Annotated in this window: 23 protein-coding genes and 1 tRNA gene; 23 read left to right on the top strand and 1 reads right to left on the bottom strand. The window is 42.6% G+C overall.

Annotated elements, in window-relative coordinates; genetic code table 11:
• The first annotated feature begins 18 nt into the window (after positions 1 to 18).
• From J7E63_RS11175 to J7E63_RS11070, 22 genes are all read left to right on the top strand, one after another.
• Positions 19 to 1,128 (top strand): DUF4097 family beta strand repeat-containing protein, encoded by a 1,110-nt coding sequence (locus J7E63_RS11175; protein WP_214715535.1) that lies wholly within the window; start codon positions 19 to 21, stop codon positions 1,126 to 1,128.
• 15 nt (positions 1,129 to 1,143) lie between these two features.
• On the top strand, positions 1,144 to 1,509 hold the full coding sequence (locus J7E63_RS11170; protein ID WP_214715537.1) for a phage holin family protein: 366 nt from the start codon (positions 1,144 to 1,146) through the stop codon (positions 1,507 to 1,509).
• Positions 1,510 to 1,887: 378 nt separating this feature from the next.
• Positions 1,888 to 2,823 carry an HPr(Ser) kinase/phosphatase gene (gene hprK, locus J7E63_RS11165; protein ID WP_214715539.1) on the top strand — a complete coding sequence of 312 codons (936 nt, stop codon included), beginning with the start codon at positions 1,888 to 1,890 and terminating at the stop codon, positions 2,821 to 2,823.
• 21 nt (positions 2,824 to 2,844) lie between these two features.
• Positions 2,845 to 3,663, top strand: a complete 819-nt coding sequence (lgt, locus tag J7E63_RS11160; protein ID WP_214715541.1) for a prolipoprotein diacylglyceryl transferase — start codon at positions 2,845 to 2,847, stop codon at positions 3,661 to 3,663.
• 30 nt (positions 3,664 to 3,693) lie between these two features.
• Entirely contained in the window at positions 3,694 to 4,638 is a 945-nt protein-coding gene (locus J7E63_RS11155) for a nucleoside recognition domain-containing protein (RefSeq protein WP_214715543.1), read from the top strand.
• Positions 4,631 to 5,275, top strand: a complete 645-nt coding sequence (ppaX, locus tag J7E63_RS11150; RefSeq protein WP_215012012.1) for a pyrophosphatase PpaX — start codon at positions 4,631 to 4,633, stop codon at positions 5,273 to 5,275. Before J7E63_RS11155 ends, ppaX begins: the two co-directional genes overlap by 8 nt.
• A gap of 5 nt (positions 5,276 to 5,280) precedes the next feature.
• Positions 5,281 to 5,814 carry an acyltransferase gene (locus tag J7E63_RS11145; protein ID WP_215012010.1) on the top strand — a complete coding sequence of 178 codons (534 nt, stop codon included), beginning with the start codon at positions 5,281 to 5,283 and terminating at the stop codon, positions 5,812 to 5,814.
• A 433-nt stretch (positions 5,815 to 6,247) separates the two neighbouring features.
• Complete coding sequence (locus J7E63_RS11140) at positions 6,248 to 7,420, top strand: ATP phosphoribosyltransferase regulatory subunit (RefSeq protein WP_168245663.1); 1,173 nt, start codon at positions 6,248 to 6,250, stop codon at positions 7,418 to 7,420.
• On the top strand, positions 7,413 to 8,051 hold the full coding sequence (gene hisG, locus J7E63_RS11135; protein WP_215012008.1) for an ATP phosphoribosyltransferase: 639 nt from the start codon (positions 7,413 to 7,415) through the stop codon (positions 8,049 to 8,051). Before J7E63_RS11140 ends, hisG begins: the two co-directional genes overlap by 8 nt.
• 1 nt (position 8,052) lies before the next feature.
• A complete protein-coding gene (gene hisD, locus J7E63_RS11130) occupies positions 8,053 to 9,333 on the top strand; it encodes a histidinol dehydrogenase (RefSeq protein WP_215012001.1) in 1,281 nt (426 codons plus the stop codon).
• Positions 9,334 to 9,360: 27 nt separating this feature from the next.
• Entirely contained in the window at positions 9,361 to 9,948 is a 588-nt protein-coding gene (gene hisB / locus J7E63_RS11125) for an imidazoleglycerol-phosphate dehydratase HisB (RefSeq protein WP_215011999.1), read from the top strand.
• An 88-nt stretch (positions 9,949 to 10,036) separates the two neighbouring features.
• Positions 10,037 to 10,663 carry an imidazole glycerol phosphate synthase subunit HisH gene (gene hisH / locus J7E63_RS11120; RefSeq protein WP_214715556.1) on the top strand — a complete coding sequence of 209 codons (627 nt, stop codon included), beginning with the start codon at positions 10,037 to 10,039 and terminating at the stop codon, positions 10,661 to 10,663.
• Positions 10,660 to 11,382 (top strand): 1-(5-phosphoribosyl)-5-[(5-phosphoribosylamino)methylideneamino]imidazole-4-carboxamide isomerase, encoded by a 723-nt coding sequence (gene hisA / locus J7E63_RS11115; RefSeq protein ID WP_214715557.1) that lies wholly within the window; start codon positions 10,660 to 10,662, stop codon positions 11,380 to 11,382. The genes hisH and hisA overlap by 4 nt, the downstream gene beginning before the upstream one ends.
• Before the next feature lie 55 nt (positions 11,383 to 11,437).
• Positions 11,438 to 12,199, top strand: a complete 762-nt coding sequence (gene hisF, locus J7E63_RS11110; protein WP_214715558.1) for an imidazole glycerol phosphate synthase subunit HisF — start codon at positions 11,438 to 11,440, stop codon at positions 12,197 to 12,199.
• Complete coding sequence (gene hisIE / locus J7E63_RS11105) at positions 12,196 to 12,813, top strand: bifunctional phosphoribosyl-AMP cyclohydrolase/phosphoribosyl-ATP diphosphatase HisIE (RefSeq protein ID WP_088089562.1); 618 nt, start codon at positions 12,196 to 12,198, stop codon at positions 12,811 to 12,813. The genes hisF and hisIE overlap by 4 nt, the downstream gene beginning before the upstream one ends.
• Before the next feature lie 271 nt (positions 12,814 to 13,084).
• Entirely contained in the window at positions 13,085 to 14,578 is a 1,494-nt protein-coding gene (locus tag J7E63_RS11100; RefSeq protein ID WP_215011997.1) for a tetratricopeptide repeat protein, read from the top strand.
• A gap of 221 nt (positions 14,579 to 14,799) precedes the next feature.
• Positions 14,800 to 15,756: a thioredoxin-disulfide reductase gene (gene trxB / locus J7E63_RS11095; protein WP_215011996.1), complete on the top strand. Its 957-nt coding sequence runs from the start codon at positions 14,800 to 14,802 to the stop codon at positions 15,754 to 15,756.
• A gap of 416 nt (positions 15,757 to 16,172) precedes the next feature.
• A complete protein-coding gene (locus tag J7E63_RS11090) occupies positions 16,173 to 16,631 on the top strand; it encodes an NUDIX hydrolase (protein WP_088089559.1) in 459 nt (152 codons plus the stop codon).
• 19 nt (positions 16,632 to 16,650) lie between these two features.
• The gene (rapZ, locus tag J7E63_RS11085; protein WP_088089558.1) at positions 16,651 to 17,544 is read left to right on the top strand and encodes an RNase adapter RapZ; all 894 of its coding nucleotides are present in this window, start codon (positions 16,651 to 16,653) and stop codon (positions 17,542 to 17,544) included.
• Positions 17,541 to 18,524, top strand: a complete 984-nt coding sequence (locus J7E63_RS11080) for a gluconeogenesis factor YvcK family protein (RefSeq protein WP_215011994.1) — start codon at positions 17,541 to 17,543, stop codon at positions 18,522 to 18,524. The genes rapZ and J7E63_RS11080 overlap by 4 nt, the downstream gene beginning before the upstream one ends.
• 48 nt (positions 18,525 to 18,572) lie before the next feature.
• Entirely contained in the window at positions 18,573 to 19,523 is a 951-nt protein-coding gene (gene whiA / locus J7E63_RS11075) for a DNA-binding protein WhiA (RefSeq protein WP_215005548.1), read from the top strand.
• 144 nt (positions 19,524 to 19,667) lie between these two features.
• The gene (locus J7E63_RS11070; protein ID WP_066258757.1) at positions 19,668 to 19,925 is read left to right on the top strand and encodes an HPr family phosphocarrier protein; all 258 of its coding nucleotides are present in this window, start codon (positions 19,668 to 19,670) and stop codon (positions 19,923 to 19,925) included.
• Between the two features lie 90 nt (positions 19,926 to 20,015).
• Here J7E63_RS11070 and clpP read toward each other — a convergent pair whose 3' ends face one another.
• Positions 20,016 to 20,627, bottom strand: a complete 612-nt coding sequence (clpP, locus tag J7E63_RS11065; RefSeq protein ID WP_088089556.1) for an ATP-dependent Clp endopeptidase proteolytic subunit ClpP — start codon at positions 20,625 to 20,627, stop codon at positions 20,016 to 20,018.
• Positions 20,628 to 20,830: 203 nt separating this feature from the next.
• Here clpP and J7E63_RS11060 point away from each other — a divergent pair.
• A tRNA-Arg gene (locus tag J7E63_RS11060) sits at positions 20,831 to 20,902 on the top strand.
• The last annotated feature ends 36 nt before the right edge of the window (positions 20,903 to 20,938 follow it).

The following is a 20,938-nucleotide window of genomic DNA, read 5'->3' as shown; positions in this document are numbered from 1 at the left end:
TCTGGGGTGGAAAAGAAGATGAAAGAAGAAAAAAAGCGGATTTTAAAAATGGTTGAAGAAGGCAAGTTGACCGTGGATGAAGCAGTAACATTGCTTGATGAACTCGAAAAAGCCCAGCAGACGATGGAGCAAAAGCAAGAGCAGATTGTGAATGAACTCTCGACAGCTGTGAATTTTGAAGAAACGAAAAAGGAAGACCCTTTACAGGCGAAATACCAATCGACAAAGGAGAAAATTTTTGATTTTGTCGATACGGCATTGAAAAAAATCAAAGATTTTGATTTTGATTTGAACTTTGGCCAATCCATCGAAATCTCACATATTTTCCACCAAGGTGATGTCGACCTGACAAATATGGACATTGATGTAGCTAACGGGTCCATAAAGATTGCTGCATGGGACCAGCCGGATGTACGAATTGAGTGCCAGGCGAAGGTATTTAGGGTGGAAAACTCAGACCAAGCGCGGCAGAACTTTTTAAGAGATGTCGTTTTTTCTGTTGAGAATCAAAAATTACGTTTTATGACTCAGCAAAAGTGGATGAAAGTTGAATCCGTTATTTATGTGCCAAAATCTGAGTATGAGCGCGTGCGTATTAGGATGTTTAATGGCACTGTATTAGGGGAAGAAATGAATGTAGCTGACCTAAGGGTGAAAACCGCAAATGGGAAAATAAACCTTGAACGGATAAAAGGTAAAAAAGCAGAGGTTGAAACAGCGAACGGAAAAATCAAGATTATCAACAGTCAAATTGATGATCTTGAGGCAGAGACCATTAACGGGGGAATCAAACTTGATGGTGATTTCAAAAATGTAGAAACGCAATCCTTTAATGGAAACATCAGCTATAATATCAGCGGAAATCGCGCAGAAGTAATACAAGTAAAAGCGACCACTGGCGGGATCGACCTATTCGTCCCTGAAGCGTTGCCAGTAAATGGGGAGCTTAAGACCAATCTTGGCGGTTTTAATCTGCAGCTAGTCGGTGTGCAGATACTGGAGGAGAAAAGCGAAATGATTCAGAAATCGCTCCGCTTCCAATCTATTAATCATCCTGATAAAATGGTGAAAATCTATGCTGACACAAAAACTGGTTCCATCGCAATTCATAGATCACAAGATGTATAACTAGGAGAGCCGAAAATGAGATGGCTGATTGGATGTTTAATTAATGCGGTTTTATTTATGGCACTTGCGGGTTATTTTCACGAAAGCTTTCAATTAACTGGATTTAGCGCTGCACTTCAGGCAAGCATTTTATTGTCTATATTAAATGTTTTGGTGCGCCCGCTCCTGGTTTTATTTACTTTGCCAGTAACAGTTTTAACCTTAGGGTTGTTTCTATTTGTCATCAATGCCATTACGCTTGAACTGACGGACTATTTGATGGGTGACGCCTTTGAGATTTCTAGTTTTGGCATGGCATTCTTTTTCGCTGTACTTATGTCAATTGTAAACTTGATTATTCAAAAAACGCTTTTGCAACCATCAAGGAAATCGAAGGATTAATGGTAAGGGTGTTCACCTAATAGGTGTGCACTCTTTTTTTTTTTGAAAAAAATATCCAAATCAATTTTTTAGACAGGAAAGTATGGTTATTCATTAAAAAATGCTAAAATGAATGGAAATGGAATTTTTATGTTTTCAAAATTTATTGCTGTCTAGCTCCAGGCGCCATCGGCTCGAGGTCATAAGCCAATCCGTCATGAAGGTTAAAGAGCAACCTTCATGACGGCTCGTCTTATGCTTGGCTACATAAAGCTAACGCTTTATGTACGCATTAAGGGAGACTAATTCTCTGGCAACGCTACGCTTGCCATCGAAAAGTCTCCCTATATCGCCGATAGGCAGGCGCCTTACGCTTTTCTAATTAAGGAGGATGTTTCCATGCCGAAAGTTCGTACCAAAGATATAGTAGAGAAATTTAAACTTGAATTGGTCAGCGGTGAAGAAGGAATTAACCGCCCGATTACTATGAGTGACATCTCCCGTCCAGGAATTGAAATTGCTGGATATTTTGAATTTTATCCCGCGGAACGTATTCAACTCTTAGGAAAAACAGAACTATCATTTTTTGAAATGCTTTCCGAAAACGAACGGATTTCAAGAATGGAACGTTTATGTACCGATATCACTCCAGCGATTATTGTCACCAGAGATATTGAGGTACCCATAGAGCTGATTGAAGCATCAGAGCGTGAATCAGTTCCTGTTCTACGTGTGGGCATGAAAACGACCCGTTTCTCCAGCCGCCTAACCAATTACTTAGAGAGCAGGCTGGCGCCAACGACGGCGGTCCATGGTGTCTTAGTGGATGTTTATGGGATTGGTGTGTTAATTACCGGAAAAAGCGGTGTTGGTAAAAGTGAAACCGCATTAGAATTAGTCAAACGCGGTCATCGTCTCATCGCGGACGATTGCGTTGAAATTCGTCAGGAAGACCAGGATACCTTAGTTGGGACGTCTCCGGATTTAATCGAGCATTTACTAGAAATCCGCGGTTTAGGGATTATCAATGTGATGACACTGTTCGGTGCAGGTGCGGTCCGTAGTAATAAACGCATCACGCTCGTTATGAATTTAGAAATTTGGGACTCCAAAAAACAGTATGACCGTCTTGGTTTGGATGAAGAGACAATGAAAATTATCGACACGGATGTACCTAAGTTAACCATCCCCGTTCGTCCGGGACGAAATCTCGCTGTTATTATTGAAGTAGCGGCCATGAATTTCCGTCTGAAACGAATGGGTGTGAATGCAGCGCAACAATTTACCGAGCGCTTGTCCGATGTCATTGAAGACGGTGACCATGAAGAGATTTAAAGGGGAAAAGGAGATAGACAGATGAACGAAACTATTCAACCGCTAAATCCGATTGCCTTTACACTTGGGCCTATTTCGGTGCATTGGTATGGGGTTATTATTGGATCAGGTCTGGCACTTGCCTTGTACCTTGCCATAAGGGAAGGTAATCGAAGGGGACTTGATAAAGACACGTTTGCAGATTTAATGCTATGGGCCATTCCGATTGCGATTATTTCGGCCCGAATTTATTATGTGATTTTTGAATGGGAATATTATGTCAAACATCCGGCGGATATCCCGCAAATTTGGAATGGAGGCATCGCCATTCACGGTGCATTAATTGGCTCCGTCCTGACCGCCTATGTGTTTTCCAAAAAACGCGGCCTATCTTTCTGGAAGATTGCAGACATTGCCGCACCAAGTATTATTCTCGGACAGGCAATTGGCCGCTGGGGTAATTTCATGAACCAGGAAGCCCATGGCGGAGAAGTAACAAGAACTTTCCTAGAAAACTTACACTTGCCTACATTTATTATTGATCAAATGTATATTAACGGAACCTATTATCATCCAACGTTCCTTTACGAATCTCTCTGGGACTTTGCAGGCTTTTTCCTATTAATTTTCTTACGTCGAGTCAATTTCCGGCGCGGGGAACTGTTCCTAACCTATGTGATTTGGTATTCGATCGGCCGCTTTTTTATCGAAGGATTAAGGACCGATAGTTTAATGCTTGGAAGTCTTCGGATGGCGCAAACGATATCGATTGCATTGGTGATTGGTGCACTAGCCATTCTCATTTATCGTCGAACAAAGCAGATTACGGAGAGACGTTATTTAGACCAAGAGAATCTCTAATCGGAATCTTTAAAGGAGAGTATGGGGGAAATGCTATTTAATTCATTAAAAAAGGGGTTGCTGGTTGGCTTTAAAACAACATGGGCATTGGGAAAAATTATCTTTCCTGTGACCCTGATTGTGGCAGTACTGCAGTATACACCCGTACTGCCATGGATCATTAAAGTGATTTCCCCGCTTATGAAGCTAATTGGCTTGTCAGGGGATGCGGCCATTCCGCTTGTACTTGGGAATTTTCTCAACCTTTATGCGGCGATTGGAGCAATTTTAACGCTTGATTTTTCGGTAAAAGAAGTATTTATTTTAGCAGTAATGCTGTCATTTTCACATAATTTATTTATTGAATCAGGCGTTGCCATGAAAGCCGGTGTAAAGCTGTGGATTGTTCTCGTCACAAGACCAGGTCTTGCCTTGCTTTCCGCAGCAGTGATTAATCTTGTCTGGCATGGCGGCGGAGAGACCGCTCAATATGGATTTATTGAGCAGAGTGCCGAACCTGCTGTGGGAGTCGGCGGAATTCTCCTCGAAGCCATTCAAAAAGCAGGGCTGGGCATTTTTCAGCTAGCAATGATTGTCATACCGTTAATGGTCGTGATTCAAATTTTAAAAGACATACAATGGTTAAATAAATTTTCAAAGACGATGGCTCCGGTTACCAAAACCTTGGGCATGCAGGAGAACACTTCGACCACGATGGCAGCCGGCCTGTTGTTCGGCTTAGCCTATGGTGCCGGTGTGATGATTCAGGCAGTTAAAGAAGATGGAGTCAGCAAAAAGGATATAACCCTGGCGTTTATTTTTCTAATGGCCTGCCATGCGGTTGTCGAGGATACGTTAATCTTTATTCCGCTTGGTATTCCAGTCTTGCCGTTGTTTCTCATCCGGATCGGGGTTGCAATTGTGTTGACCCTAATTGTCGGTACGATTTGGAAACGCTCGGGGCTTGTGAAAAGAAAGGAAGCAACCTATGACTAACAAAATTACTACGATTCTATTTGATTTAGACGGAACATTAATTGATACGAATGAATTAATTATTACGACGTACCTGCACACACTGGAAAAATACTACCCAAGCAAGTACCAGCGTGAGGATGTCCTGCCATTTCTCGGACCTACGCTGCACGAGGCGTTTGGCAGTATCGACCCTGATCAGGTCGAGGAAATGATTTTAGAATACCGCGCCTTTAACATTGCCAATCATGATAGGCTAGTGAAGGAATTTATCGGTGTAACGGAAACAGTTCGGTCCTTAAAAGAAAAAGGGTATAAGCTCGGAGTTGTAACGACGAAACGTCATGATGTGACAATGAAGGGTCTGCGTCTGATGAACCTTGAACCATTCTTTGAGGTGATTGTTGCTTACGAACATGTCAGCAAGACCAAGCCAGACCCAGAACCAATTTTTAAAGCATTAGAACAGCTCGATTCTTCGCCTGAAGAGACGATGATGGTCGGCGATAATTACCACGATATTTTAGCAGGCAAAAATGCTGGGACTGTAACGGCTGGCTGTGCGTGGTCGATTAAAGGTAGAGAGTATATTGCAAAGTACGAACCAGAATATATTCTAGAGAACATGGCTGACTTATTAACCATTCTCGGGGAGTGAAATGAGTGAGAAATACGACCCGCTACCCTGTTGAAGGGGCAAATTCCTTATGGCACGTCTACAAGACTGTGCCTTTTTGGAAGGTTGTCAGAAATTTTATTGTGATCCAACTGGCACGCTATACGCCATTCTTGGGGATGAAGAATTGGCTCTATCGTGTTTTTCTGGGCCTTAAAGTGGGCGAGCAGACCTCCTTTGCCTTAATGGTCATGCTGGATGTCATGTTCCCAGAAAAAATCAGCGTCGGCCGCAATACCGTCATCGGCTATAACACGACCATTCTTGCGCATGAGTATTTAATTAAAGAATACCGGCTGGGTCCGGTTGTTATTGGCAGTGAAGTGATGATCGGTGCAAATTCGACTATACTTCCAGGCGTGACGATTGGTGATGGGGCGATTGTCTCGGCGGGAACTTTAGTTCATAAGGATGTTCCTCCTGGATGTTTTGTTGGCGGGAATCCGATGCGGCTTATTTACACAAAGGAAGAATTGGCCGATCGCTGGGCCGATGATTCGATTTATGGTCAGAAAAAATAACATTTTCTGCATAGCTGAAGTCTGGTTTCGCAACCAGGCTTTTTTTGTAGTAAACTTACTCTTAAATTACTCTTTCGCGGAATAAATCAGGAAATTGGCGGAATTCATGGTCTTATTGGCGGAAATCCACTAAAGTTTGGCGGGAATCCTATCCAAGTTTGGCGGGAATCCCTCAAACTTTGGCGGGAATCTCTTCCGGGTCAAATCGAATTCCAAAGCTATAACAAAAATTTTCTGAGTTTTGGCGGAATTCAATCAGAGTTTGGCGGGAAAACTATCTAGATTTGGTCAATTCCTTCAAAATTTCATTGACGAAAAGGTTCCCTAGAGGTAAACTAAAAATACTTTAATTCATTATCACATTAGCAGACTAAAGCATTTAAAAAATATGCAATATAAAAACAAAGTAATCTAACGATAAAGGATGAGCAGGATGAGTCGCTTGTTTATGTTTGAAAAGCCTTTAGGCATGAGAGACACGCTGCCGGAGTTATATGAAAAGAAACATCGTGTTCGGACCTTAATGGAGGATACGATCAAACTTTGGGGCTGCCAATTTATTGAAACACCTACACTGGAATACTATGAAACCGTTGGAACCGCATCAGCCATTCAGGATGCCCAGCTTTTTAGATTGCTTGACAAAGAGGGTCATACGCTCGTTTTGAGGCCTGACATGACAGCACCGATTGCCAGAGTAGCAGCATCGAAACTATTGCAGGATGACATGCCGCTTAGGTTAGCATACTCTGCGAACGTTTTCCGGGCGCAGCAACGTGAAGGCGGCCGGCCTGCTGAGTTTGAGCAAATCGGTGTAGAATGCTTGAATGACGAAACGGTTTCTTGTGATGGAGAGGTCATATCATTACTTATTTCTTCATTGAAAAAAGCAGGATTATCGGAGTTCCAAGTATCTATCGGCCATATTGGCTTTGCCCAGGAATTATTTTTACAAATCCTCGGCACAGATGAGCGGGCCGATTCGTTAAGAAGATTTCTCTATGAAAAAAATTATGTCGGCTACCGTGAGCATGTAAACTCCCTATCGCTATCATCTATTGATAAGCAAAGACTACTGCAGTTCCTTGACCTTAGGGGCGGAGTGGAAATAATTGGAACAGCACTCGACCTAATAGAAAATGAAAAAGGAAAGCAAGCTATTTTACAACTAAAGGAATTATGGGATTGTATAAATGATTACGGTGTACAGGATCAAGTCAAATTTGATTTAACCATCGTCAGCCATATGAGCTACTATTCTGGGATTTTATTTGAAGTTTACGCAGGGAAGGTTGGCTTTCCAATTGGGAATGGCGGTCGATATAGCTTAATAGAAAAATTTGGAAAAAAAGCAAGTGCGACCGGGTTTGGGGTTCACCTTGATCGACTTTTAGAGGCACTCGGAAGCTATGATATCGAAAACACAGTGACCTGCATCTTTTTCAGCCAGGAGCGACGAAGAGAAGCCTTTCAATTAGCCGAAAAAATGCATCAACAAGGTAAGAGGACAGTGCTTCAGGATATCAATGGTGTCAAAAATCTGGATGCCTATACAAAGAAATTTGCGGATACTACCTACTTATTAGGAGGGCGTGCCGATGAATAATGTACTAACGATTGCGATGCCGAAGGGGCGGATTTTTGAAGAAGCGGCCGAACTGCTTAGGAAAGCTGGTTATCAGCTTCCGCCGGAATTCGATGATTCCCGAAAATTAATTATTGAGGTTGAAAATGAGGGACTAAGGTTTATCTTAGCGAAACCGACAGACGTTCCTACCTATGTCGAGCATGGCGTTGCGGATATTGGTATTGCCGGCAAGGATGTATTGCTTGAGGAAGAGCGCGATGTCTACGAGCTTCTCGATTTACGCATCAGCGCCTGTTATTTGGCAGTAGCGGGTCTTCCCAATACGAAAGTGAATGATGTTGCACCGAGAGTGGCCACTAAATATCCGAATGTGGCCGAGGCTTATTTTCGTGAGCAGGGGGAACAAGTCGAGATTATTAAATTAAATGGTTCGATCGAACTGGCCCCAATCATTGGTTTATCAGATCGAATCGTCGATATTGTGTCGACTGGACGGACGATGAGGGAAAACGGTCTCGTCGAGTACGAGAGAATTGTCGATGTAACATCGCGGCTGATCGTCAATCCTGTCAGCTATCGGATCAAAGACAATCAGATCGACGATTTAGTGACACGACTTAGTGAAGTAGTTTCAGTGGGGGATTATTAACATGAAAATACTAAAAGTGAGTGAACTGATTTCGATTAAACGTTCGATTGAAGCGGGAACCTCAGAACAGCAGGAGGTTGTCAAAAAAATTATTGCGGAGATTCGCACTCGCGGTGACGAAGCGTTAAGAGAGTATACCGAAAAATTCGACCGTGTGAACTTGTCTTCTTTTTCCGTAACAGATAAAGAAATCGAGGCAGCCTATCAGCAGATCGATCAGCGTTTTATCTCGATCGTCCAGGAAGCAGCAGAAAATATTCGAGCATTTCATGAAAAGCAGCTCCGGCCATCATGGATGACCACCGAAGAAAATGGAACCGTTCTTGGTCAAAAAATAACGCCGCTTGATTCGGTTGGCGTGTATGTGCCAGGTGGAACAGCTGCCTATCCATCATCCGTCCTAATGAATGTGATTCCGGCGAAAGTCGCTGGTGTAAAACGGATTGTGATGGTATCACCTCCTGACGACCAAGGTCAATTGCCAGCAGCGGTACTTGTGGCTGCAAAGGAAGCCGGCGTCGAAGAAATCTATAAGGTTGGCGGGGCTCAGGCGATTGCAGCACTCGCCTATGGAACAGAATCGATTCGCTCCGTTGATAAAATTACCGGTCCGGGAAATATCTTTGTGGCGCTGGCAAAACGAGAGGTTTTCGGGGATGTGGACATCGACATGATCGCCGGTCCAAGTGAGATTGCCATTTTGGCAGATGACACGGCAAAGGCGGACGAATTGGCGGCTGACCTGCTATCACAAGCTGAGCACGACCCGCGGGCCTGCAGTGTTCTCGTTACTCCATCGATAACTCTAGCCGAAGCAGTTGCTTTGGAAGTCGAAAAGCAGCTGGAACTTCTGCCACGAAAAGACATCGCCGCCCGCTCGATTGCCGATTATGGTGTGATTTACGTAACAGCAGATATGGACGAAGCAGTGGAAACCGTAAACCAATTAGCACCTGAACACTTAGAAGTCATCACAGAAAATGCCATTGAGTTACTTGGGAAAATTCGTCACGCAGGAGCGATCTTTATTGGTCGTTACAGCTCCGAACCCGTGGGAGACTATTTTGCAGGTCCCAATCATGTCCTGCCGACAAACGGAACCGCTCGCTTTTCCAGTCCACTAAATGTGGACGATTTTCAAAAGAAATCGAGCGTGATTATCTACAGTGAAAAGGCTTTAACCGAGAATGGCGCAAAAATTGCTGAGTTCGCCCGGATGGAAGGGCTCGAGGCCCATGCGAGGGCAGTGGAAATTCGTTTGAAAAATGACGGAAAGTTATAGCTTTCATAAAATAAGGAGGTCCCGTTCGTGGAAAGAATCGCAAGTGTTGAACGAAATACAAATGAAACGCAAATACAATTGAAATTAGAAGTAGATGGTGACGGACAGTCCAATCTTGAAACGGGTGTCCCATTCATGACGCATATGCTTGATTTATTCACAAAGCACGGGCAATTCAACCTTACAGTTAATGCGAATGGTGATACAGAAGTAGACGATCACCATACAACAGAAGATATTGGCATTTGTTTAGGGCAGGCGCTTCGTGAAGCACTGGGGGACAAGCGCGGAATTAAGCGCTACGGGAATGCCTTTGTACCGATGGATGAAGCTTTAGCACAGGTAGTCGTCGATCTTAGTAATCGCCCGCATCTTGAAATGCGAGCCGAGTTTCCAGGACAAAAAGTGGGCACCTTTGACACCGAGCTTGTTCATGAATTTTTATGGAAGCTTGCATTAGAGGCTCGGATGAATCTTCATGTTATCGTACATTACGGACAAAATACACACCATATGATCGAAGCCGTCTTTAAAGCACTCGGACGTGCCCTAGACGAAGCAACGACCATCGACCCACGCATCAAAGGCGTGCCATCGACAAAAGGGATTTTATAAAAACCTTGGTGACAGGCACCATCAAACAGAAGGCAAGAAATTTGGGTGTCAGGCACCATGAAAAGGCACCAGGAAAGGGATGTTTTCGATGATTGGCATTGTTGATTATGGGATGGGGAATTTGTTTAGCGTGAGTAAAGCACTTGAGCGACTGGGCGCTGATTATTTTATTTCCGCCAATAAGAAGGAATTGCTTCAAGCTGATGGATTGATTCTTCCTGGGGTTGGTTCCTTTCGTGATGCGATGGAACTCTTGCCAGTGGAGACAATCAAGGAATTTGTGGCAACGGGTAAACCGCTCCTCGGTATCTGCCTTGGGATGCAGCTGTTGTTTGAGCAAAGTGAGGAAAATGGTCCAACGAAAGGGTTAGGATTGTTACCAGGAAGTGTTCGCCGCTTTCCAGGCCGAACACCTGAGGGAGCGACTTACAAGGTTCCTCACATGGGCTGGAATCGGCTTGAATTTGTTAACAACTCACCTCTGTTGAAAAATGTAGAAGAGGATTATGTGTATTTCGTCCATTCCTATTATGTGGATGCAAATAACAGCGATGTTTTACTGGCAAAGGCGGATTATCACGAACAAGTTTCAGCAGTTGTTGGCAGAGACAATGTGATGGGGATGCAATTTCATCCAGAAAAAAGCAGCAAGCTTGGGATGGCTCTTCTAGGTAATTTTTTACAAATGGTGGAGGAAAGGAAGACAGTCCGATGAGTTTAACAATATATCCGGCAATTGATATGCGGGGCGGCAATTGTGTCCGTCTCCTCCAAGGGGACTATGATCAAGAAACGATTTACGGGAACTCACCGTTTGATATGGCCAAGAGTTTTGCCGCTGACGGCGCAGATTGGATCCACATGGTGGACCTTGACGGGGCAAAGGATGGCAAGCGGGTTAATGACCGGTTCGTGATTGAAGCGGCCAACAAACTTGATGTAAAAATTCAAATTGGCGGCGGGATTCGTTCGGAAGAGGACATCATTCACTACCTTGAAAATGGTGTGGATCGGGTCATCATCGGAAGCATTGCTGTATCGAATCCAGAGTTTGCAATTGAGATGATAAAGAAATACGGTGGGAAAATTGCGGTTGGCATTGATGCGAAAAATGGCTATGTCGCCACACACGGATGGCTGGATACATCAGAACTAAAAGCTGTCGATCTCGGCAAGCGCTTTGCAGAAGCAGGTGCTGAGACGTTTATTTTTACCGATATTGCCACAGATGGGACACTTGCAGGTCCTAATATTGCCGCGGTTTGTGAAATGGCAAAAGTGACTGGAAAAAATGTTATTGCCTCCGGCGGGGTAAGCAGTCTTGCAGATTTAAAGGCGATAGCGAAAAACGGCATAAGCGGTGCAATTGTAGGTAAGGCGCTATACGAAAATCGTTTTACCCTGAAGGAAGCATTGGAACTGGCAGGAGTATAACACAGGAGTTTACATAGTATTCCCTGCAAAAAGAGGCATTGGAAGGTGAGAGTATATGACATTAACAAAACGAATCATTCCCTGCCTTGATGTAAAGGACGGTCGAGTGGTAAAAGGCATTCAATTTGTCCAGCTGCGGGATGCGGGGGACCCGGTTGAATTGGCACGATTTTACGACGAGCAAGGTGCAGACGAGCTTGTTTTCCTAGATATCTCAGCATCGGTTGAAGGTAGAAAAACGATGGTGGAAGTAGTGAAGGCTGTCGCTTCCGAACTGGCGATTCCGTTTACGGTTGGCGGGGGAATCAATGCCTTGGAAGATATGAAGAGAATTCTTCGGGCCGGGGCAGATAAAGTGTCACTGAACACAGCTGCCGTCTTGAATCCAGAGGTCATTAAAGAAGGTGCCAGTTACTTCGGTTCGCAATGTATCGTCGTAGCGATTGATGCGAAATTTGATGAAGAAATTGGGACATGGCGTGTGTTTACGCACGGCGGGCGGACTCCTACAGACAAACTAGTGGTTGAGTGGGCAAAGGAAGCAGCCGAGCTTGGAGCAGGTGAAATTCTATTAACCAGTATGGACAGTGACGGCGAGAAAAATGGATTTGATCTAGAACTGACAAAGGCGGTTAGTGAAGCCGTTCCGATTCCAGTCATCGCTTCGGGCGGAGCAGGGAATTCGGAACATTTTGAGGAGGCATTTAGTGCTGGGAAGGCAGACGCTGCCCTTGCTGCATCTATCTTTCACTATAAAGAGACATCAGTTCATGAAGTAAAAACCTATTTACGGGAAAAAGGAGTGACGGTTCGATGAATGTACGGTTTGATGAAAAAGGATTAGTGCCGGCCATTATCCAGGATGCTGGAACGAAAGAAGTATTAACGCTCGCATATATGAACGAGGAATCACTCGCGAAAACAATTGAAACGGGAGAAACCTGGTTTTTCAGCCGTTCTCGTCAGGAATTATGGCATAAAGGAGCGACAAGCGGCAATACGCAAACGGTTGTTAGCATCAACTATGACTGTGATCAAGATGCATTATTAGTGCTTGTCTATCCAAAAGGTCCTGCCTGCCATACGGGTGCGGTGAGTTGTTTTTCTGAACGTGGATTTAAGGGGACTTCGAGCTTGGCCGATTATCAGATCCTGCAATCGCTTGAAAAAGTGATCGTCGAACGTGAACGTGAGCGGCCAGAAGGGGCATACACAACCTATCTTTTTGAAAAAGGCGTCGATAAGATTTTGAAAAAAGTCGGCGAAGAAGCGGCCGAAGTGATTATCGCTGCTAAAAACCGTGACCCTGAGGAGCTAAGATGGGAAGCGGCAGATTTGCTTTATCACTTGCAGGTATTGCTTGTGGAACAAGGCCTCCCATTCAAAGATATTTTGAGGACATTAGAGGAAAGACACAAGGACCGGTCGTAAAAAGACCGGTTTTTTTTATTTAATACTGCATTGAGCAAAACTGAAGAGTAATTTTACAAATAGGCTACTATTATACAAAACTGAGAGCTTATTTTACAAAACGCACCGATAATTATACAAAAGTTAGATGAATTCGACGGAAATTGTAAAAACATTTCCATTTCTCCGTATCTTTCTAAAACAATCCGAAACTCCCCCATTACAATCCCTTCTCGAACAACTCCATGATGTGGTATACTACCTTAGTTATGTTAAAAATGTGGAGGACTTCATGGGTAAAGACGCGAAAGCAAGAATGCATATGGGAAAATTACTTTCATTTGTTCCTACGGGGGAATATTATTTCACGAAGGGTTTAAAGGCATTCCATCGACGTGATTTTATAAAAGCAAAAAAATATCTTGGGCGAGCGATGCAGCTTGAGCCGGGTGAACCGATGATTATATGCCAGTTGGCGATCGTGTCAACAGAACTTGGCGAGTTTGAAAATTCCAACCGGCTCTTGCACCTCATCCTTGAAGAACTAGATCAAGAAATGGTGGAATGCCATTACTTTTTGGCGAATAATTATGCCCATTTGGGATTTTTTAAAGATGCTTATCACCACGCCAAGCTGTATTTACAGCTAGATCCGGATGGTGATTTTAGCGAAGATACAGAGGATTTACTTGATGTATTAACATTTGAGTCAGAGGATCTTGAGGATGAACTTTATCCGCAAGATGACCTGATTGTCAAACAAGAACAAGCTCGTGACCTGCTGGAGTCAGGTTACTTTCCAAAAGCAATTGAGCTGTTAAATGATGTGGTCAAAGATTATCCAGAGTACTGGTCTGCTTACAATAACTTGGCGCTCGCTTATTTCTATCTAGGCAAAACAGAAAAGGCGGAATCCATCTTAGACGATGTGTTGGAGCGAAATCCGGGAAATCTCCATGCTCTTTGTAACAGACTTGTATTTGCTCATTATCAGGGCCAATTAAAGAATGTGGCTGGGTTGATTGCAACATTGAAGAAAATTCAACCGCTTCTTAGTGAACAGCAATTTAAGCTGGGTGCCTCGTTTGCATTGGTTGGTGAATATGAACTTGCCTATTTATGGCTGAAAAAATTATATAAACATGGCTTTGATGGCGATGGTCCGTATTATTATTGGCTTTCTTATTCGGCCTATTTCACAGGCCATGAAAATTTTGCAAAAAGCATCTGGAAAAAGGTGCTGGACCTTAATCCTGACAAAGAAGGCTCTGAACCGTGGAATAAAGAAAACGCATCAGCTAATGGTTTTGAGGACCTTTCCGGATCTATTTTTCAAAAGCTTGAAAGCGACTATGTAGAAGAGCGCTTATTTGCCCTTTTCCTAACGACCGTTTCAAGTAAAAAAGAGGAAATTATCACCTCTAAACGGCTTTTTAAAAACCAAAAATTTACGGCCTTGGAAAAGGATTATATCTCGTTAATCAGATCGGGAAAACCATCCAAAACTTCGGATGCACAAGAAATTGCCGAGCTTTTTTATGAAACCCATCAACCAATTGGCACCATTGAGGCTGGGTTATACCTCATGTGGTTTTCCGTGTATGTCGAGGTTTCCAAAGCTAAGCTTCGTTTGAAAAATAAACGAGCCTGGGCTGGTGCAGTTGAGTATATGTGGCACAAGCTGCGCAGTGAAAAGGTATCCCAGCAGGAAGTTGCTGAACGCTATGGGATTTCCACAGCAACGATTGGCAAATATGTAAAAATAGTGAATAGCTATTTGAATTAAGCATATTGGTGGACGATAAAACGATTGTTATATACGATTAAGTAAGGGAACAATATACTTAATCGTATTTTTTTATATTACTGTCTAGCTGCAGCGCCTAGGGGCTCTATGGTCTAAGCCAATCCGACGAGAAGGTAAAGAACAACCTTCCGGCCGGCTCGTCTTATGCTTGTCGCCCCTGACCAAGGCGCTTCCGCTTTTCTATAAAGGAGTGACAAAATATGTCTGAAGAAAAAATTTATGACGTCATTATTGCCGGTGCTGGCCCTGCGGGGATGACAGCGGCTGTTTATACATCTCGTGCGAACCTATCGACACTAATGATTGAGCGCGGGATGCCGGGCGGGCAGATGGCCAATACCGAGGACGTTGAAAATTATCCTGGCTTTGAAAGTATTTTAGGTCCGGATTTATCAACAAAGATGTTCGAACATGCGAAAAAGTTTGGCGCAGAATATGCTTATGGCGATATTAAGGAAATCATTGATCACGGCGACTATAAAATCGTCGTTGCCGGGTCAAAACAATATAAAGCTTACGCAGTTATCATTACTACGGGTGCAGAGTATAAGAAAATTGGTGTTCCAGGTGAAAAAGAACTGGGCGGCCGCGGTGTATCCTATTGTGCTGTATGTGATGGGGCCTTCTTTAAAGCAAAAGAGCTTTATGTGATTGGCGGCGGGGACTCTGCCGTGGAAGAAGGGGTTTATTTAACCCGTTTTGCTTCCAAAGTAACTATCGTCCATCGCCGTGATGAGCTACGTGCCCAAAAAATCCTCCAGGACCGTGCTTTTGCCAATGAGAAAGTGGATTTTATTTGGAATCACACGATTAAGTCAATTAATGACAAAGATGGCAAAGTTGGAAGTGTGACATTGGTTTCCACAGAGAATGGCGAAGAGCAAGTATTACCGGCTGACGGAGTCTTTATTTATATCGGCATGGTGCCATTATCGAAACCATTTACAAGACTAGGAATTACCAATGAAAATGGCTATATCGAAACAAATGACCGCATGGAAACGAAGGTACCGGGAATTTTTGCAGCTGGTGATATTCGAGAAAAAACGTTACGCCAGATTGTGACAGCAACGGGAGATGGAAGTATTGCTGCTCAAAGTGCCCAGCATTTTGTTGAGGAGCTTAAAGAAGAATTAAAACAGAAAAGCAGAAGCTAAAAAATCTTCCATTGTTTTTACAAAAACGTAACTCTGTTTTAATTCTCTTGTAACAGTAGTGAAATATTGTTAGGGTATGATAAAAGTAGTAATTGACCCCCTTTAAAAAATATATTCCTTTCATGCACAGGCCCGTAGCCTGTGCTATTTTTTTAGGCGGATCTGCTCGTAAGTATATTAATAAAAAGTATGTTAGCAATAGTGACTAACTATAATAATAATTACAGAAATATCAAATTTGTATTCATTGTGGCTGTATCCTAAAAATAGTATAATAAAAAGAATGAATTTAAAGTTATAGAGGGTTCTTTTGTAATTCGAGTAGAATTTGAAAAGGTCCTTTTTCAAAAAGGACAAGCGAATGCTTTTTCGAAGACTGCTAAAAACATGTATGCTTTATTAAGAGGGTGAATGTTGTGCAGCGTGTCACCAATTGTGTATTGATAAGAGACGAAAAAATATTGCTGCTGCAAAAACCACGCCGCGGCTGGTGGGTTGCTCCTGGTGGGAAAATGGAGCCGGGCGAATCGGTTCGAGACTCTTGCATCAGGGAATATCGTGAAGAAACGGGAATCTATTTGAAAAATCCACAGCTAAAAGGGATTTTTACAATGATTATGAAAGAAAACGACCAGCTTCTTTCCGAGTGGATGATGTTTACGTTTGTAGCAACTGATGCGGACGGCATCGATTTAGACGAATCTGAGGAAGGTAAGCTTGAATGGCAAATGATTGATCAATTGAAAAATTTGCCAATGGCTGCTGGCGATTATCATATTCTTGATTATATGATTCATGGAAAAGGAATTATTTACGGTACTTTTACTTATACAAAAGACTTTCAACTAATCAGTTATCGATTAGATCCAAGCTAACTAATAGGGGGAATTAATAATGAGTACCGGTGCTGCAAGTGACATTCAAATGGTGATTATTACAGGAATGTCTGGTGCAGGAAAAACTGTAGCCATTCAAAGTTTTGAAGATTTAGGTTTCTTCTGTGTCGATAATTTGCCTCCAACATTGCTTCCAAAATTCCTCGAACTTATGAAGGAATCCGGGAATAAGATGAATAAAGTTGCCCTTGTTATGGACCTGCGAGGAAGAGAATTCTTTGATCATCTATTTAAAGCATTGGATGAATTGGCAGAAACTTCGTGGGTGGCCCCGCAGATCTTATTTTTAGATGCGGATGATTCAACATTAGTGCGCAGATATAAAGAAACAAGGCGGTCGCATCCGTTAGCACCGACAGGCCTGCCACTTGAAGGAATTACGCTGGAGCGTGAACTTCTTGAAGAACTTAAAGGCAGGGCCCAATTGATTTACAATACTTCCCAGATGAAACCGCGGGAACTTCGTGAGAAAATATTAACGGAATTTACGGCGAATAAACAATCACTCTTTACTGTCAATGTCATGTCATTTGGCTTTAAGTATGGAATTCCTATTGATGCGGACCTTGTGTTTGATGTACGTTTCTTACCAAATCCTCATTATATCGAGCATATGAGACCTAAAACGGGGCTTGATGAGGATGTTTCCAGTTATGTATTAAAGTGGAATGAAACGCATAAGTTTTTGGAAAAAGTAACCGACCTGCTTTCTTTCATGCTGCCTCATTATAAAAGAGAAGGAAAAGCGCAGTTAGTGATTGCGATTGGATGTACAGGCGGACAGCACCGTTCAGTGACGCTTGCTGAACATCTAGGTAAATTTTTCCAACAAGACTATAAGACATGTATATCCCATCGTGACATTGAGAGGAGAAAGGAAAAAACAACATGAGCATTTACGGACAGCCTCGAATTGTCGTCATTGGCGGGGGAACAGGATTGCCAGTTTTATTGCGTGGATTAAAACAGTTTCCTGTTGATATTACCGCCATTGTGACAGTCGCGGATGACGGCGGCAGTTCAGGACGCTTGCGTGAAGACTTGCATATTCCACCTCCTGGAGATATTCGCAATGTGTTAGCCTCCTTATCAGATGTCGAACCGCTCGTTGAAGAAATGTTTCAACATCGGTTTAAAACATCGAATGAGCTTTCCGGACACTCGCTAGGAAATTTAATCTTGGCGGCAATGACCTCAATCACGGGTAATTTTGTTCACGCGATTCAGGAAATGAGTAAGATCTTAAATGTTCATGGTAAAGTTCTGCCTGCAGCAAATCAGAGTGTCGTCCTTCATGCTGAAATGGAAGACGGAACGATTGTCTCAGGGGAATCAAAAATTCCATACTCGGGTAAGAGAATTAAAAAAGTGTTTATGACGCCGGAAAATATTCGTCCCTTACCAGAGACCATTCAAGCCATCCGTCAGGCTGATTTAATTATCATTGGCCCAGGGAGCCTATATACAAGTATTCTGCCAAACCTGCTCGTTCCGAGAATCGGGGATGAGTTGTGCCAGTCACACGCCAAAAAGGTGTATATTTGTAATTTGATGACTCAGGCTGGGGAAACCCATGGCTTTACTGCGAGTGATCATGTAAAGGCCTTATATGATCATATGAGCTGTGCTTTTATTAATACGATTCTTGTAAATAATGAAGAGATACCACAGGATATTCAGCTCCGATATAATGAAGAACTGGCTGACCCTGTTCTATATGATCTGCCGCGCCTTTTTGAATTAGGACTAGAAGTCGTTCATGCGGACATCGCTTATCAGGAAAATGGTGCGCTAAGACATGATCCGAAGAAGGTTGCAAAAATTTTATATAATTTGCTTTTAATTGAAACCAAAAAGCGTTATGAAACGTAAATATAGTACTTACTAAAAACGCTTTGTTTTTTTAAGGGGGGTGAAGGGATGTCTTTCGCTTCGGAAACGAAAAAAGAATTAACTAACTTGGAAGTGAAAACGTGCTGCATTCAAGCGGAACTATCCGCTTTAATCCGGATGAATGGTTCCCTTTCATTCTCAAATCGTAAGTTAGTTGTTGATATTCAAACCGAAAATGCTGCGATTGCCAGAAGAATCTACACATTATTAAAAAAGAGTTACGATGTCCAGGTAGAGTTGCTTGTTCGGAAAAAGATGCGTCTGAAAAAGAACAACGTCTATATTGTCCGATTATCCCATCTGGCTAAAGAAATTCTCGAGGATACAAAAATTATTGGTGAGGGTTTTACCATCATCCATGATATTTCACCAGAGCTTGTAAAAAAGAAATGTTGTAAGCGTTCTTATCTACGCGGTGCATTTCTAGCTGGCGGTTCCGTCAATAACCCGGAAACATCTTCGTATCATTTGGAAATTTTTTCGCTCTATAAAGAACATAATGACTCTTTATGCGAATTGATGAATACATTTGGACTAAATAGCAAAACTCTCGAGCGCAAAAAAGGGTATATCAACTATTTAAAAGAAGCGGAAAAAATTACCGAGTTTTTAAATGTTGCAGGTGCCCATAACGCCCTTCTTCGCTTCGAAGACGTAAGGATTGTTCGAGATATGCGGAATTCAGTCAATCGTCTCGTAAATTGTGAGACCGCCAACCTTAATAAAACGATCGGTGCTTCGATTCGGCAGGTCGAGAATATCCGCTATATCAATGCAACGGTCGGGCTGCAAATTTTACCAGAAAAATTGAGAGAAATTGCAGAACTCCGTTTGAATTATACCGACGTGACCCTTAAGGAATTGGGGGAAATGGTTTCCGGTGGTGCGATCAGTAAATCAGGGATTAATCATCGCTTGAGAAAAATTGATGCGATTGCTGAGAAATTGCGTGCAGGGGATATGGTTACTCGAGAGTAGATTATCCTATAGTACAATAACATAGGTATAAGATAACATGTGAAAGACATAACATGTATCGAGTGAAGACTAACCTGAAAATAATAATTATGTACAAAGCTCCAAGAAAAATAGAGTAAAAAAACCATGAGGAGGAATTGTGTAATGTTAGTGAAACAAGTGGAAGTAAAATTAAAAACGGGTCTTCAAGCACGACCTGCGGCTCTTTTTGTTCAGGAAGCCAACCGATTTTCTGCGGATATTTTCCTTGAGAAGGATGGCAAGAAAGTAAATGCAAAGAGCATAATGGGCTTAATGAGCTTGGCCGTTGGCTCAGGTGTCATGATTGATATAGTAGCAGATGGCGATGATGAAGCATCCGCTATTGAAGCGTTAGCTGATTTTATCCAAAAAGAACATTGATCTGAAAGAGGACCGGAGCCAATTGGAACCGGCCTTTTTTGTTTTTTAGCAAAAAAAGCAACCGGCTGGATGCCGATTGCTTCTTTGTACTTATTTGTTTTTATTTTTCTCATCTTCGATTAAATTACGAGTGATGATATGGTCGATTAGACCGTATTCTTTTGCACGTTCTGCTGTCATGAAGTTGTCGCGGTCTGTATCTTTGCTGATTACTTCAAGCGACTGTCCAGTCCGTTCTGCTAAAATTCCATTTAATTTTTCGCGAAGGAAAAGGATACGCTTTGCAGCAATTTCGATTTCAGTTGCTTGTCCTTGTGCACCGCCTAGTGGCTGGTGAATCATGACTTCAGCATTTGGAAGCGCATAACGCTTGCCTTTTTCACCTGCTGCCAGTAAGAATGCACCCATGGATGCAGCCATACCGATACAAATAGTTTGTACCTTTGGTTTGATGAATTGCATGGTATCAAAAATAGCCATACCTGCGGTGATGCTGCCGCCTGGGCTGTTGATATATAAAGAAATATCTTTTTCAGGGTTATCCGCTTCAAGGAATAATAATTGTGCAACAATGCTGTTAGCCACATGGTCATCGATCGCACTACCAAGCATAATAATCCGGTCTTTTAACAGACGGGAATAAATGTCATAAGCACGCTCGCCCCGGTTTGTTTGTTCAATAACTGTAGGGATCAAATTCATTTTTCTTCCTCCTTTGATTGTAAAGATAAAAGTAATATGTATAGTTATCATACACTGATGGTCAATAAAGGTCAAACAATACCTCTTTAAAAATGTTCGACAACTTTCCCTAATTCAGCATAACCATTTCTGACTATTTTAAACAATTCTTTGCTTGCAATGTGACGGAACCTGGCATATAATATGTAAGTCGCAACAATTTAGCGCTCGTGGTGCAACGGATAGCACGTAAGCCTCCGAAGCTTAAAATGTGAGTTCGATTCTCGCCGAGCGCATCATAGATTCAATGAGTTCCTATGTTTGTATGAGTT

The sequence above is a fragment of the Bacillus sp. ISL-75 genome (assembly GCF_018613095.1).
This window is presented reverse-complemented; position numbering and strand designations above follow the sequence as displayed.

Excerpts from the sequence above, each read along its gene's own strand:
- J7E63_RS11070 (WP_066258757.1), top strand. The coding sequence starts at position 19,668 with ATGTTAGTGAAACAAGTGGAAGTAAAATTAAAAACGGGTCTTCAAGCA.
- lgt (WP_214715541.1), top strand. The coding sequence starts at position 2,845 with ATGAACGAAACTATTCAACCGCTAAATCCGATTGCCTTTACACTTGGG.
- hisIE (WP_088089562.1), top strand. The coding sequence starts at position 12,196 with ATGAATGTACGGTTTGATGAAAAAGGATTAGTGCCGGCCATTATCCAG.
- hisF (WP_214715558.1), top strand. The coding sequence starts at position 11,438 with ATGACATTAACAAAACGAATCATTCCCTGCCTTGATGTAAAGGACGGT.
- J7E63_RS11175 (WP_214715535.1), top strand. The coding sequence starts at position 19 with ATGAAAGAAGAAAAAAAGCGGATTTTAAAAATGGTTGAAGAAGGCAAG.
- trxB (WP_215011996.1), top strand. The coding sequence starts at position 14,800 with ATGTCTGAAGAAAAAATTTATGACGTCATTATTGCCGGTGCTGGCCCT.
- hprK (WP_214715539.1), top strand. The coding sequence starts at position 1,888 with ATGCCGAAAGTTCGTACCAAAGATATAGTAGAGAAATTTAAACTTGAA.
- hisH (WP_214715556.1), top strand. The coding sequence starts at position 10,037 with ATGATTGGCATTGTTGATTATGGGATGGGGAATTTGTTTAGCGTGAGT.
- J7E63_RS11140 (WP_168245663.1), top strand. The coding sequence starts at position 6,248 with ATGAGTCGCTTGTTTATGTTTGAAAAGCCTTTAGGCATGAGAGACACG.
- J7E63_RS11100 (WP_215011997.1), top strand. The coding sequence starts at position 13,085 with ATGGGTAAAGACGCGAAAGCAAGAATGCATATGGGAAAATTACTTTCA.
- whiA (WP_215005548.1), top strand. The coding sequence starts at position 18,573 with ATGTCTTTCGCTTCGGAAACGAAAAAAGAATTAACTAACTTGGAAGTG.
- ppaX (WP_215012012.1), top strand. The coding sequence starts at position 4,631 with ATGACTAACAAAATTACTACGATTCTATTTGATTTAGACGGAACATTA.
- rapZ (WP_088089558.1), top strand. The coding sequence starts at position 16,651 with ATGAGTACCGGTGCTGCAAGTGACATTCAAATGGTGATTATTACAGGA.
- clpP (WP_088089556.1), bottom strand. The coding sequence starts at position 20,627 with ATGAATTTGATCCCTACAGTTATTGAACAAACAAACCGGGGCGAGCGT.
- hisG (WP_215012008.1), top strand. The coding sequence starts at position 7,413 with ATGAATAATGTACTAACGATTGCGATGCCGAAGGGGCGGATTTTTGAA.
- hisD (WP_215012001.1), top strand. The coding sequence starts at position 8,053 with ATGAAAATACTAAAAGTGAGTGAACTGATTTCGATTAAACGTTCGATT.
- J7E63_RS11155 (WP_214715543.1), top strand. The coding sequence starts at position 3,694 with ATGCTATTTAATTCATTAAAAAAGGGGTTGCTGGTTGGCTTTAAAACA.
- J7E63_RS11080 (WP_215011994.1), top strand. The coding sequence starts at position 17,541 with ATGAGCATTTACGGACAGCCTCGAATTGTCGTCATTGGCGGGGGAACA.
- hisA (WP_214715557.1), top strand. The coding sequence starts at position 10,660 with ATGAGTTTAACAATATATCCGGCAATTGATATGCGGGGCGGCAATTGT.
- J7E63_RS11170 (WP_214715537.1), top strand. The coding sequence starts at position 1,144 with ATGAGATGGCTGATTGGATGTTTAATTAATGCGGTTTTATTTATGGCA.